This window comes from Paraburkholderia sediminicola (assembly GCF_046027825.1).
GTDB lineage: Bacteria > Pseudomonadota > Gammaproteobacteria > Burkholderiales > Burkholderiaceae > Paraburkholderia > Paraburkholderia sediminicola_D.
On record NZ_JAQQDU010000088.1, the window covers coordinates 20,841 to 33,785 of the forward strand.

Sequence of the window (12,945 nt, forward strand, 5' to 3'; positions counted from 1 at the left end):
CTCCTCCAATATCGGTTCTAACTACCCATTTTTTTATGTGCTTGTCGCTATCGCCATGGCCAAACCAACGCTTACGACCTTTGACGAAAGAACCTTCAAACTGAAGACGTGCAGCACCCAAAGCCGAACCTCCGGGCGCGGCCAGTGATCAAGGATCGTCGTTTGGATTAAACCGCCAGTTTTTTCACAACCCGGTCATTTCCGCCGAATTGGTTTTAGCACTTGAGAGAAAAGAAGGTTCAAGCCGCAGGGCAATGAACTGTGCGCGCGACCGGACTATGCAGGACCGACGCTCGTCGTTGGCCGTTGCGCCCAGCGGCTGGAAGCGGAAGAGGCAGCGTAGTGACAACGCCTTTGCGACGGCACCCGCCAACTCGACTTCCATCTGCGTCCCCTCCTTTTTTACCCATGTTTGAAAGTAAGATACCGCAAAGGACACACGTGTGCAATAAATTTGCGGCCCGTAATTCTCATCGTTAACACTAATTAATCCGAGTATTTCGCATATATAGCGAATTGATGATCAGATATCCGGACTTGTCTAATATTAAAAAGCACACGTGTGCTCTAATCGGCAAGTCTTCCCCGAGGCAAATCTGAAAAGATGGAATTCTGTGGGGAGGCTCTGTGAGAGCCGTTCCGGATGATTATCGATGTCAGGCTGACACGCCCGATGCGTCTATGCCCACGGGTCGAGTACGATTCGCCCCGAAACATCACCGCTGTCCAACAGCGTCTGGGCAGCACGCACTTCAGACAGTGGCATAACTGTCTGAATGGCCGGACTGATAACCCCCTGCTCCAGGAGCTTGAGTACCGTACGCTGATCGTGCACAGTCGACGCCCGCGCTCCGCGAATATTGACTTCAAGACGAACGCAGTCGAAAGCGGTAATCGGCAAATTAGGCGTGTTGCCAACATGGGCCGCGATCACCAACGTTCCTGCCGGGCGAAGGACGTCCAACCCCAGCCTCAACATGGTCGAGTCCCCACTGAAATCGACCGCGCCGTCGAGTCCGAGTTCGCCGCCAACCGAACGGATTTCACTTGCAATATCGTCGCCGGGCAGGAGGAACGTATGCGATGCGCCGAGGAACTTGAGGAAGTCGATCTTCCGGGGCGATCGTGTAACGGCGACAGTGCGAATACCCATCGCTCTCGCCAGATCAAGCGTCGCCGAGCCCATTCCACCTGAGCCCCCAACCACAAGCAGCGTATCGCCGACCCGCGCGTTCAGCCGCTCCGTCAAGATGCGATGAGATGTCGCATACGACCACATCGCCGCAGCCGCCAGTTGCGGTGACACACTCTCCGGCAGAGGCAGCCAATACGACTCCGGGCGCGCAACAAACTGCGCGTTTCCACCGAACATGGTATGGCCCGGGTAATCGATGTCAGTCGATAGATTGCTGAGACCGCGCACCGTCATCGGCGACATTGGATTGGCCGGATGCACGAGGCCGACGACCCGGTCGCCCGGTCGAAACGTGCGTACAGCAGACCCGACTGCTTCGACAACGCCTGCAGCATCGCGTCCTGGCTGCATCGGCAACGGGAATTTCTTGCGTCCTGGCAAGCCGCCTATGCCCTTCATTTCCCCTTCGCGGTATTTGATATCCCAGCGCGAAACAGTCGTTGCCAGGACGCGAACCAGCACATCATGTTCGCCTACTTCGGGCATGGGGAAATCGTCATACACCAGCGTATCGACACTGCCATGCTGGATCATACGTACTGCTTTCATCATTCAAATACTCCTGACGTTGATTTGAAAGGCGTTCGCCACTTGCTTACTTCAAGTCGCACACGACTTTAGACATGTGCATAACATTCTTCACCACGACGCTCAGGTGCGAACCCAGGCCCTACCCCACGAGTTGAGCGTACGCTCCGCATGCGGCCAGACTCCCGGCGGCGTGCGCGCGTCCACATGCTGCAATTCGGCCGAAAACTCCAGCCGATTGCCGTCCGGATCAGTGACCATGAAGAAGAGGTTGTTCCCGGGTCCGTGCCGGCCAGGGCCGAAAAAAATGGGTACCTGTGCGGCGGCAAACCGGTCGCCCCAATCGCGGATGTCGTTCCACTCAGAGGTTTCGTAGCAGTGGTGATCCCATTCGTTGCCGCTGCCGCGAAAAAAAGCGAGCGTGTGATGCTCGTCGTCCGAGCGCATGAATACCGTCATCACCGTTCCGTCGTCGTCAACCACTTCGTCCGAGACCGTGAAGCCAACTTTCTCGACGTAGAACCGCACGACGCGATCCAGCTCGGTCGTCTGGAATACCGTATGCTGCAAACGCGCCGGGACGCCTTTGCCGGCATGCGCTTGGACAGGCAGGCCGAAGACAAGCCGGCGCCCCTGGGGATCGGCAATCAGGAATGCACCGCATTCGAACAACGGATCGTCGAGCATCGTGCAACGCACGTTGTGCGTCGACAAATTCGCACGCAAGCGCTCAAGCGCGTCACCATGTGATAGTGCGTAGCCATAGTGCGGTTCGACGTGCTGCCCGGACGGGCTGATTGTCATGGCACGCTCAGGACCCGCCAGGACGAGTGTTGGTCCTTCGCCCGGGAGCTGCTCGAGGTCCAACTGGCGGCAGTAGAACTCGGCAAGACGCGCGGGATCGTCACTGACGACGTGCAGATGATGCAGCCGCGCCGGAGTTTGCTGTTGCAACGTAAACATTATCGAGTCACTCCTTGATGGCTCACTTCAGCGTTTCGCCTATGCTTCACCGGCAATCGTGTTGCACAACGTGCCGACTCCGGATATCTCGACCTCAACCACATCGCCCGGCTTCATCCACAGCGGCGGATTCCGGAACGCACCAACCCCACCCGGCGTACCTGAAATGATTACGTCTCCGGGGTTCAACTCGGTGAATGTGCTGCAGTACTCAATAAGCGAAGGCACATCGAAAACCATATCGTCGGTGCGGGCCTCCTGGACGACGACGTCGTTCAGGCGCGTGGACAACGTCAGCCGTGATGGATCCCCGAGTTCATCGGCCGTCACGAGCCAGGGGCCGAAAGCCCCAGTGGCCGGAAAATTCTTGCCCGGGACAAACTGGATCGTGTGCTTCTGCCAGTCGCGCACACTGCCGTCGTTGTAGCAGGAATAGCCCGCCACGTACCCCAATGCGTCGGCCGCCTTCACGTGACGGGCGGTGCGGCCAATCACAACGGCCAGCTCACCCTCGAAATCCAGTTGCTCTGACGCGCCAGGACACACGATCGGCGCGCCGTGCGCGGTCTGCGAGTCCGCAAAGCGCGTGAATATCATCGGATATCGGGGCACCTCGCGCCCGGTCTCCTTAACGTGCGTCAGATAGTTGATGCCGACGCACAGGATCTTTTGCGGGTCGGGGATGACCGGCAGTAACGCCACCTCGTCCAATGCAAGCCGAGTTTTCGCTCCGTTCGCGAACTCGGCGAGACGGACGAGACTGCCGCGCTCCAGGGCCTGCCTAAGCGTATGCCCTGCCTCGACCGCAATAGGGGCAGCGTCGACAATCTCATCATTGACCACCACGCCATACGACTGGCGTCCATCGTGACTAAAGCTGACCAACTTCATGTATTTTCTCCATCATGGAACAACCGCAACTTTTTGCTTCGTATGCCTATCAATTTGTTCAACAACGACGCCAGATAGAAGTGCGGTAACAACCCGCGTGCAGGAGGCCGCGGCACAACCGCCACCCACCGCGCCACGCGTCTGCGCAGTACTTGTCAGTCATTGCCATTCGCGAGAACGCGGACGACGAGTCGCCCGATCACATCGCCGGTTACGGCCACCGTGTCGCCGTGGTGAATCCGCTCCCCTCTTGGGCGTCCCACGCCGGCCGGCGTACCGGTGAACAGCAAATCGCCCGGTTCGATTGCGATGCGTCTGGATATCTCCGCGATCTGCTCCTGGAGTGTGTACAGCATCATCCGTGTCGAGGACGATTGCTTCTGTACGCCGTTCACGGCGAGAGAAAACGGAAGATCCGTACCGTCGACACTACTGGACGGAGCGATCCAGGGCCCGACTGGAGCCGTGTTGTCCTGGCATTTACCTAAAGCAAAGTTGAACCGGAACAACAATTCGGGGGCCTCGAATTGATCCCTTGCGGTGAAATCGATGCCGAGTGTGTAGCCTGCGATATGCTCCAGCGCCTTATCGGGACTGATATTCTTGCCGCCCTTGCCGAATACCACGACAACCTCGCCTTCCCAGTCGAAGTTTTCGCAGCCATCTGGAATGCGAACCGTATCGCCGGGGCCGCAAATCGCCGTTGAAGCGGGCTTCATGAAGAAGAACGGTGGCTGCCCAGGCTTATGCGCGTCTGAAGCGCCCATTTCCAGCAAATGGTCGGCATAATTCGCGCCGACGCAATAGACCTTCCGGGAGCGCACAGGCTGAGCCAGCTTGACGTCCGCAAGGTCCCTGCCGGCGACGTGCACCTTCCCCTTGCCGATCGCCGCCGCAGCACCTTCCAGACGGGGCAGAACATCGCTCCAATGGTTCAGCAAACCCAAAACCGTATCAGGCAGATCAATCTTCAACGCCTGTGCGATGTCACGGATGGTGTACGCCTGGGCGCCAATTCTGAGGGCGGCTTCCTCTCGTTCGCCGAGAACGATTGTTCCAAGTGCAAAACTCATTTAGGTTCCTTCAGTTCGTAGCGATCGCCAAAATCGAAAATGTCGTCATGCAGGAAGTCCGGGTAGTACTCCACTTCCCACCAGTTGTAATCCAGATCCTCGAAATAGAACCCGTATACGCCGTGCCGATCGACCAGCGGCTTGATTTCCCGGATGCCGTACTTTTCCCTGTTGGCGAAGCAGGCCTCGTACGCGCGATCGACTTCCTCCCGCGTGCGCATATCGATCCCCCAGTGGTTCAGGATCCGGTTCGGCGCGATCTCGTCACCGATCTCCACGACCACAATGTGGAATTTGAAGCCGCGCCGAATTGCCATCGATGTCGGTGAGTGCACCGCGCACTCGAAGCCAAGAAACTCCTCATAGAATTTCCGGGAAAGGTAGAGGCTTCGGCACTCCAGCGTGCCATGCGACAAAACATAGGGGTTGAGCACCGAACCCTCAGCCTTCGGGTCAGCAATCGGGTCAGCAACTAGCTCTCGAATCGCACTCATGTTTCCTCCTGTCTGTTCAATAGCGGTCCAACTTCAGGCGTCAGCAGCCGACAGGAACTCGTCCGCGTAAAAGTCCTTCGGGTCGGCATTGCATTGCGCCACGAAATCATTGCGTGCCGCCCGGACCATCACCGGCGCGCCGCACGCGTAGATCTGGTGCGAACTCAGGTCAGGATGGTCGGAGATGACCTGCTGGTGCACGAAGCCCACCGCTCCGTCCCATGCGCATTCCGAGGTCGGCTCTGACAGTACTGGAATGAACCGGATATTGGTGTGATCACGCGCCCACTGTTGCGCCAGGTCGTACATGTACAGGTCGCGCCGGTTCCTCGCGCCCCAATAGAAATCTACCTTCCGGTCCTTATTGATGCCCTTGTTGATAACGTCTTCCATCATCGCCTTGATCGGGGCGAAGCCAGTCCCGCTGGCGAGGAAGATCATCGGCTTGGCGCTGTGCTCCCGGATGAAGAACGTGCCGAGGGGCCCTTCGAACCGGCTCAGCATCCTGACCTTGAACTCGTTGAACAGCCTGTCCGTGAATGCGCCGCCGGGAAGATGCCGGATGTGCAACTCAAGTTCGGTTACCCCTTCGGGACGGCAGGCATTCGCGATCGAATACATGCGTTCGACTTTTTCGTTCAAGATCATGCTGATATGCTGGCCCGCCATGTACAGCATGTTTTCGTTCATCGGCAGGCGCAGCTTGACGATCATCACGTCCGGGGCCGCCTTATCCAGGCCCACGATGCGGCACGGAACCATTCGCGAGCGCACCGATTGCAGATCCACGAGTTCGTCCGCATCGATCACGAGATCCGACAGCGCGTGTGCCTGGCATAGCAAGGCAAACCCCTCAGCCCTGTCCTTTTCCGAAAGATACGAGTCGAGCGGTTTGTCGCCATAAGCGATTTCACCCTCAAGTACACGCGTCTTGCACATCCGGCAAAGTCCTGAGCGGCAGTTGTATGGAAGCATATAGCCCGCGTTCAAACCGGATTGCAGGACGCTGGCACCTGGTGCTGTGGTATAGCTATGCCCAGAACATTTGATTGTGACGTTGAACGACATACCTGTTCCTAATTTCGTGAGGGGGTCAAAATACTCAGCTAACGATCGTTGCCATCAAGTTCCCTGAACTTTTCCGTGATTCAATTCGCCCGGATAAGTCGTGTCTCCTTCCACGCCAGCGGAGAAGCGATACGGTTTCAATCGCGAGAACAGCACCGCCGCGATGAAAACCGCGACAGCGAGGACCGCAAGTGGAATGGCATAGGAACCGAGCATCGCGCGAGATATCCCGACGATCGCAATCGAGACGGCCGCGCCAATCTGAAAACCGGAGAAGATGACGCCGTAGATCATGCTGAACGCACGCAGTCCGAAGTATCGCCGCACGAGAAAGCCGAGAACGTCGAGCTCCGCCCCAAGGACAAAACCGATCACCGTCGCGCTGACTGCAGCAGATCCATAGGGCGAGCCGGCTGCGAAGAGAGCGAGAGCACCCGAAGCCGCCAGGCAAAGCATGCACATGATCGTCTGCGCCCTGAAGCGGTCAAGGAGCCACCCGGTGCAGACACGACCGACGATCAACGCGATTCCCAGGACCGATTGCAGCACCCCCGCGTCCTTGGCCGACATTCCGGAATCGACCAGCAGGTGAACCTGGTGGATAACTATCGTGCCGCTGGTAGCGCCAAATATCGCAAAGCCGGCGAAGATTGCCCAGAACTCGGAGGTTCTGCTTGCCTCGCGCATGCTCAGGCCGTCGGGCGCTTCCAGCACAACTGAAGATCGGTCGTCGCGCGCCGGGGCGGCATCTTTCAATGCAAACAGAGCAATCGGCCAAGGAACCAGCGCCAGGATACCGAGGACCCCGTAGGCGGTGCGCCAGCCATAACCAGCAATCACGACCGCGACCAGCGCGGGCAGAACCGCGGCGCCGATCCCAATGCCGGCATTTGCGAAACCGAGGCTGAGCCCCAAGCGTCTATCGAACCAGCCAGCCGTAATCTTGTTATACGATATGTGCCATACGCCCAATCCGAGCGACGAGACAAGGACCAGTGCCGCGTAAAATACGAGGATATTCGAGTTCAGGTGTGACAGGCCCGACACACCGGCCGCGAAGAGCGGCATGGAGCCGAGCACCAGTTTGCGGCAGCCTACCCGGTCGACCAGGTAACCCGCGATCAGCGAGGTCACCACAATCATCGCGGAAATCAACGTCGCGCCCAATGAAATCGCGCCCAGTCCCCATCCAAATTCGCGCTCTAACGGCATAACAAAAGAGCCGAAGCAGAACGCGAGAATACAGTTGGGCCCAAGCGCCATTCCGATCATCGACGCGAACGTCGCAAGCCATCCGCCGTAGATGCGGCCATTCGCGTCGAGGAATGCCTCAGACCGGAGCGCGGCAACGGCATGATTCGGAACCGATGATTCTGGAATGGTTTTCAAAGTGACTGTCTCCTTGATTCGTTCGCAATTGGCCGTTCCCGGCAATGCTTCCTTTTTTCCTGCTCGGACCTTGCTCACGACATCCAGACCCGCAAGCACATAGAATCGCTTACGTGTTCTGGTCGCGACATCGTCGCTATACGCGATGCAGCAAGGGCTCACCTTCCTTTAGTCGGCGGCAATTCTCCATAATCACCTTGATGCTCCGCTCCAGCGTCTGCGGCGTAAGCCACGCGATGTGAGGCGTGACGACCACGTTCGGCAGCGAAAGCAGGGGGTTGTCCGGACGCACCGGCTCTGCCGCGAACACGTCAAGCCCTGCTGCGGCGAGCCTGCCTGAGCGCAACGCCTCGACGAGGGCGTGCTCGTCGACCAGTTCGCCTCGCGCCGTATTGACCAAGACACTCCCCGCCTTCATCAGACCGAAGGTTTTCGCATCGAGCAGCGAGGCCGTTTCTGCTGTCAGGGGGACATGCAGTGAGACGATGTCGGATTGCTCCAGAAGCGCTTCGAGCGTCGGCAACCGGCGTGCCGGGCCATCCGGCGAGTCGCCCTGCGTGTAAAAAACGACTTGAGCGCCGAGTGCGGTCAAGGCGGTTGCCAACCGTTGCGGTACCGCGCCATATCCGACGAAGCCAACTACCCGGCCCGAGATCTCGCTGACCGTATCGAACGTGTCGGGCGGGATATTCCATCCATCACCCTGCCGGAAAATGCCGTCGAAATAGACGATCCGCCTGAGCGCCCCAAGCATGAGCGCGAGCGTATGCTCCGCCACCGCCTGGCTGTTGGTACCGGGCATATTGGCCACCGCAATACCGAGGGACTTCGCCGTCTCCACGTCGATGGTATTGATCCCGACACCGATTTTCTGCACCAGCTTGAGCCTGGGCGCGGACCGGAGCACGTCCGTAGTCACCGGAGCCAGCACGTGAAGCAGCACGTCCGCATCTTCGAGTTGAGCGCGAGCCTGACGCGCGTCGGCGCCGTCCAGCACGACGATGTCAAGCCACTCGGGTTGAGTCTCGATCAGGCGCCGGCGGAAGCCCTCGCTCGCCGCATATTGAAGAACTGCCTTCATGTCAGGCTCCGTACCGGCAGCGCCGACCATCCTGCAAAACGCGCGCTGGCGCCAATCGTCTCTTCGATGCGCAGGCCTTCATTCCACTTCGCCATGCGCTCCGAACGGGCGAACGAACCGACCTTCAGTTGCCCCGCGTCCCAGCCGACGGCGAGATGAGTAATCGTTGCATCCTCGCTCTCCCCCGAGCGAGCCGAGACGATCGTGCCCCAGCCGAGTTCCTTGGCCACCCTCAGGGTGCGTTGTGTTTCGGTGATCGTGCCGGCCTGGTTCGGCTTAACCAGCACGGCGTTGCATTGACCCGCCGCCGCGGCCGCGCTGACGCGCTCGGCCGCCGTCACTAGGAAATCGTCGCCGATGACCTGCACGCTATCGCCAACGGCCTCGGTGAAGATGCGCATCCCCTCCGGATCGTCTTCCGCGACGGGGTCCTCCACCGACACAATGGGGTAGCGCTTCAACCAGCCGAGCACGACGTCGATCCACGCTGACGTATCGTATTCGCAGTCGTCGAGCGCCGGCTTGTAGAGCCCATTGCGGCCGAACTCGGAGGCCGCAATGTCCAGCGAAATCGCCACCTGGTCGTGCCGGTATCCCGCCCGTTCGATCGAGCGGGCCAAAACCTGAAGCGCTTCTTCGTTCGAAGTGAAATTGGGCCACCATCCGCCTTCGTCCGCTACGCCGGAACGTCGCCCGAGCGAGGCCATCAAGTCGCCAGCCGCACGGTAAACTTCGGCTGCCATGAACAGCGCCTCGTCGAAGCTCTGCGCGCCGAGCGGCATGATCAGAAAATCCTGGATGTCAGTGCGACGACCCGCGTGCGCTCCGCCACCGAAAATCTGGATCTCCGGCAAGGGCATTCTGACGGACTGATCCCCAGCTAGGTATCGCCACAGCGGCCGGCCCGCAGCACCAGCAGCTGCGCTCAACACCGCCATCGAAGTCGCGATCGTCGCGTTGCCGCCAAGTCGCGATTTGTTTGGCGTGCCGTCGAGCTCGATCAGCGCCGCATCCACGCCCTCCTGATCCTCGGCGTTCATGCCGACGAGCGCCGGCGCGATAAGATCGTTGACGTTCGACAGCGCGTCCTGCACGCCGTAGCCGCCAAGCAGGCTACCGCCATCCCGCAGGTCGATCGCCTCGTTGCTGCCGCGCGACGCGCCGGACGGCGCAATACCCCGGCCGCGGCGGCCGCCCGACAGTTCGACGTCGACCTCGATCGTCGGCCTGCCGCGCGAATCCCAAATACGTCGTCCGATGATGCTCTTGATGATAGTTTTCATGCGAATTCCTGAGTCCAACGATTTCTGATGGCATCGAGCGTCTTCGGCGCTTCGATAACGAAAGGCTTGGCAAAGCCACGGACACGCTCGCGATCTTCGCGCTGCGTCACGTATTCGACCGGCGATTTCCCGTCTATCCGCGCGAGAAGGATGGCGGGTAACAGCATCGCTGCACGCGCTTCCAACTCGTCCGCGCGTTCCCACACGGCAACAGCGAAATAGGCCTGCCTGAGCGCGTCGAAGCAATGCAGGAATTGATGTGCAGCATCCGGCCGCCAGACAGATTTCAGTAGCAAGTGCGTCAGGCAGAATGCGACGTCGAACGCGGGGTCGCCATACCACGCGCATTCGGCATCGAGGAAGACGGGACCGGCTGGGCCAACAAGGATGTTTTTCGGACTCACGTCCCCGTGCACAAGCGCGCGCTTGGTCCGGGACGTGATGTCGACCAGACGCATCAGCGCTGCAGAGCAGTCCGGGTTGACCGCTGCACTCGCGACAAAATAAGGTTCGAGGCGCAGCGCAAAGAAACTCGCGTCAGTAGCAAACGTGCGCGCCACGGCCTCATCGCCGGCTGTCGCCCCATGGATCGTGGCGAGAATTGTCCCGACTGCGCTGGCAACACTCGCATCGGCCGTACCGGCAAGTAGATCGTCCTTCCATACGCGAAAGACATTGGGATCGAGGTAAGCCATGGCAAATGCGCGGGCCTCGCCGTCCTCGCCCAAGATAGCCGGCACGCAGCCGGGAACCAACTTGGATGCGAGCTTCATCCACGCCACTTCGGCTGCATTGCGCTCCAAAGGCGCAAACCAGTCCGCCGCGACTCGCAGTCGGGACAATGCACGCTTAACGCACAACTGCCCTCCCGAGATATCGACGCATACGATCTGTGACGACACCCCGCCCGTGAGCGGCGTCAATATCGGGTTCTCCCCCGGTCTGACGAGCTGCATGCGGCGCAGCGATTCGCACAGTGCACGCACGTCGTCATCGGCCAATTCGAGTCCCATCCTGCGCCCCCTCCCTTTTTCGACTGTGTTCGAGAGAAGATACATCAAAGGACACACGTGTGCAATAAAATTGTCCGCACGCAATCCAACTTCCCAAGTCGAGCGTTAAAATGCGATATCAACCTAGGAAAACAAGGGTTTTCTCTTATATCCGATGTACTTCCAACCTTTATGATTCCCCAAAAAAGGGAACACACGTGTGCTTTATTCCGCGCAAATGTCTACGGAACGAATCCATGAAGGTCGTCTTCCAGACATGCCGGGACCGGGCGGCGAACAATGCTGCGGGCAACGCGGAATTGCATTTACCCGGTGCCCATGCACCGGGCACGAGAAAGCGCCGGGAGCACGCACGCGTCCTTAGCAAGACCGCCGACCGGGCGGCAGCGCTATGGTTTCGGATTGCGCGGCCATTAGAGAATCCGCACGGTGAACACCGTGTTAGCTGTACCTCCGGGACTGCCGTGTTATAAGTCGTGTTGTCTGGAATACAGGTGATCAATATGTTGAGTGGTGACGCGTCGGACCCGAAGTCGCGATTCCGGGAAAGCGCAGAGATAACGATCAGGGATATTGCGCGAGCGTTGAACGTCTCGCATACCACGGTCTCCCGTGCATTGGCCGACAGTCCGAGAATCAGCGACAAGACGAAGTTACGCGTACGCATGGCTGTGGAGCAGATGGGCTATGTGCCGTCGGCATCGGCAAGAACCATGCGTGGCATGCGCAGTTCGCTTGTGGGGCTGGTCATCCCTGATGTGCAAAATGATTTTTATGCAACCGTTGCAAAGGTCCTTGCCGATGCGCTCGCCGCGCGTTCCATGCACCTGTTGCTATCGGTCACCGACGACAACGGCGACCGCGAACTGAGCGAGGTGCGCACCATCCTGGAAACGCGCCCAGCCGGCATCATCATTGTCCCCAGCGCATCCCCACGTCCTGAAACGGAGGCGCTGCTGCGTAACATCGAAGTGGTCCAGTTGATACGCGTCCACCCGAGATTCGCCGGCAACGCGGTGCTGATTGACGATCGCGAAGGCATCCTGGCCGCGACGCGGCACCTGCTCAGCTACGGACACAAGCGTCTCGGATATATAGGTGGCGACGAATCGCGGAGCACCGGACGCAGCCGTTTGGCGGGCTTCCAGGATGCCTTGGCAGAACACTCGCTGACCCCGGCGGCCGTATGGCTGGGCCCACCTCGCCCGGAATTCGCCCGCCATGCCGTGACGTCGATGATGTCCGCGAAGAATCGGCCGACCGGACTGATACTCGGTAGTGCGGAACTGACACTGGGTGCATTGCAAGCGTTGCGGGCGATGCGTCTTAGTTGGCCGCGCGACTTCTCGGTCGTTGGCTACCATGACCCAGCCTGGTTCGAGCTGGCAGAGGGCGGCATCACAACCGTCCGCCTGCCTGTCGAGGACATTGCGACGAGCGCGGCAAGTGTTCTGCTCTCGCACGCACTGTCACATCACGCAGATACCAGCGACCCTCCTGCGCCCACCGAGGTGCTGTTTGCGCCCACGCTCGTCTTGCGTGGCTCGACCGCGCCATGGGTTGAATGAGTTTGGCGTCGGTAACCGGGTGCGCATGCGGGAGCGTTATCATACTCGAGGCGGGCAGCCCCAACGGATCGGCGGCCGATCGGTGGGGCGGTGAGTAAGCAGTACATATCGTACGACCGAGTCAGAAGCAGCCGTGCCCGGAACTGTGTGGCCAGTTCATCATGCGGCACGGCCGCAGGGAACTGCATGCAGATATGACGCTTTCCAGACAAACAGAATGCTGCCTTGGGTGCTAGTAATGTCCAATTCCGCCATCGCGCGCTGCGTGACCAGGTTCGACATCACCGATTCAGCGCGCGAAATCAGATGACCAACACTTTCGCCTAGTCGTTGCTCGCTGACTTCTGAAGAAAGCGCAGAAGGTCGGTCTGTCATAATTTAAGTGCGTAGACAATTATT

The 12,945-nt window shown here is 59.4% G+C and carries 12 protein-coding genes and 1 pseudogene; 1 reads left to right on the forward strand and 12 read right to left on the reverse strand.

Annotated features, from left to right (window positions below):
• Window positions 1-184: 184 nt before the first annotated feature.
• From PQQ96_RS33205 to PQQ96_RS33255, 11 genes are all read right to left on the reverse strand, one after another.
• A complete protein-coding gene (locus tag PQQ96_RS33205) occupies window positions 185-385 on the reverse strand; it encodes a hypothetical protein (RefSeq protein WP_408300368.1) in 201 nt (66 codons plus the stop codon).
• A gap of 294 nt (window positions 386-679) precedes the next feature.
• Window positions 680-1,747, reverse strand: coding sequence for a quinone oxidoreductase family protein (locus PQQ96_RS33210; protein WP_408300370.1), 1,068 nt, complete (start codon window positions 1,745-1,747; stop codon window positions 680-682).
• A gap of 99 nt (window positions 1,748-1,846) precedes the next feature.
• Window positions 1,847-2,686, reverse strand: coding sequence for a VOC family protein (locus PQQ96_RS33215; RefSeq protein ID WP_408300372.1), 840 nt, complete (start codon window positions 2,684-2,686; stop codon window positions 1,847-1,849).
• 39 nt (window positions 2,687-2,725) lie between these two features.
• A complete protein-coding gene (locus PQQ96_RS33220; protein WP_408300374.1) occupies window positions 2,726-3,577 on the reverse strand; it encodes a fumarylacetoacetate hydrolase family protein in 852 nt (283 codons plus the stop codon).
• Between the two features lie 155 nt (window positions 3,578-3,732).
• Complete coding sequence (locus tag PQQ96_RS33225) at window positions 3,733-4,650, reverse strand: fumarylacetoacetate hydrolase family protein (RefSeq protein ID WP_408300376.1); 918 nt, start codon at window positions 4,648-4,650, stop codon at window positions 3,733-3,735.
• On the reverse strand, window positions 4,647-5,144 hold the full coding sequence (locus tag PQQ96_RS33230) for a VOC family protein (RefSeq protein WP_408300378.1): 498 nt from the start codon (window positions 5,142-5,144) through the stop codon (window positions 4,647-4,649). Before PQQ96_RS33230 ends, PQQ96_RS33225 begins: the two co-directional genes overlap by 4 nt.
• A gap of 33 nt (window positions 5,145-5,177) precedes the next feature.
• Entirely contained in the window at window positions 5,178-6,212 is a 1,035-nt protein-coding gene (locus PQQ96_RS33235; protein ID WP_408300380.1) for a CDP-6-deoxy-delta-3,4-glucoseen reductase, read from the reverse strand.
• A 54-nt stretch (window positions 6,213-6,266) separates the two neighbouring features.
• On the reverse strand, window positions 6,267-7,679 hold the full coding sequence (locus tag PQQ96_RS33240; RefSeq protein ID WP_408300382.1) for an MFS transporter: 1,413 nt from the start codon (window positions 7,677-7,679) through the stop codon (window positions 6,267-6,269).
• 58 nt (window positions 7,680-7,737) lie between these two features.
• Window positions 7,738-8,682, reverse strand: a complete 945-nt coding sequence (locus tag PQQ96_RS33245) for a 2-hydroxyacid dehydrogenase (RefSeq protein WP_408300383.1) — start codon at window positions 8,680-8,682, stop codon at window positions 7,738-7,740.
• A complete protein-coding gene (eno, locus tag PQQ96_RS33250) occupies window positions 8,679-9,965 on the reverse strand; it encodes a phosphopyruvate hydratase (protein ID WP_408300385.1) in 1,287 nt (428 codons plus the stop codon). Before eno ends, PQQ96_RS33245 begins: the two co-directional genes overlap by 4 nt.
• Window positions 9,962-10,978, reverse strand: coding sequence for a phosphotransferase family protein (locus PQQ96_RS33255; protein WP_408300386.1), 1,017 nt, complete (start codon window positions 10,976-10,978; stop codon window positions 9,962-9,964). Before PQQ96_RS33255 ends, eno begins: the two co-directional genes overlap by 4 nt.
• 503 nt (window positions 10,979-11,481) lie before the next feature.
• Here PQQ96_RS33255 and PQQ96_RS33260 point away from each other — a divergent pair.
• Entirely contained in the window at window positions 11,482-12,546 is a 1,065-nt protein-coding gene (locus PQQ96_RS33260; RefSeq protein ID WP_408300390.1) for a LacI family DNA-binding transcriptional regulator, read from the forward strand.
• 207 nt (window positions 12,547-12,753) lie between these two features.
• On the opposite strand, the pseudogene PQQ96_RS33265 reads toward PQQ96_RS33260, so the two are convergent.
• Window positions 12,754-12,921: pseudogene (locus PQQ96_RS33265) on the reverse strand (MarR family transcriptional regulator); the annotation flags it as partial.
• Window positions 12,922-12,945 lie beyond the last annotated feature (24 nt).

What these genes read in the sequence shown, in the direction of transcription:
- PQQ96_RS33205 (WP_408300368.1), bottom strand. Translation starts at nt 385, where the DNA reads ATGGAAGTCGAGTTGGCGGGTGCCGTCGCAAAGGCGTTGTCACTACGC.
- PQQ96_RS33210 (WP_408300370.1), bottom strand. Translation starts at nt 1,747, where the DNA reads ATGATGAAAGCAGTACGTATGATCCAGCATGGCAGTGTCGATACGCTG.
- PQQ96_RS33215 (WP_408300372.1), bottom strand. Translation starts at nt 2,686, where the DNA reads ATGTTTACGTTGCAACAGCAAACTCCGGCGCGGCTGCATCATCTGCAC.
- PQQ96_RS33220 (WP_408300374.1), bottom strand. Translation starts at nt 3,577, where the DNA reads ATGAAGTTGGTCAGCTTTAGTCACGATGGACGCCAGTCGTATGGCGTG.
- PQQ96_RS33225 (WP_408300376.1), bottom strand. Translation starts at nt 4,650, where the DNA reads ATGAGTTTTGCACTTGGAACAATCGTTCTCGGCGAACGAGAGGAAGCC.
- PQQ96_RS33230 (WP_408300378.1), bottom strand. Translation starts at nt 5,144, where the DNA reads ATGAGTGCGATTCGAGAGCTAGTTGCTGACCCGATTGCTGACCCGAAG.
- PQQ96_RS33235 (WP_408300380.1), bottom strand. Translation starts at nt 6,212, where the DNA reads ATGTCGTTCAACGTCACAATCAAATGTTCTGGGCATAGCTATACCACA.
- PQQ96_RS33245 (WP_408300383.1), bottom strand. Translation starts at nt 8,682, where the DNA reads ATGAAGGCAGTTCTTCAATATGCGGCGAGCGAGGGCTTCCGCCGGCGC.
- eno (WP_408300385.1), bottom strand. Translation starts at nt 9,965, where the DNA reads ATGAAAACTATCATCAAGAGCATCATCGGACGACGTATTTGGGATTCG.
- PQQ96_RS33255 (WP_408300386.1), bottom strand. Translation starts at nt 10,978, where the DNA reads ATGGGACTCGAATTGGCCGATGACGACGTGCGTGCACTGTGCGAATCG.
- PQQ96_RS33260 (WP_408300390.1), top strand. Translation starts at nt 11,482, where the DNA reads ATGTTGAGTGGTGACGCGTCGGACCCGAAGTCGCGATTCCGGGAAAGC.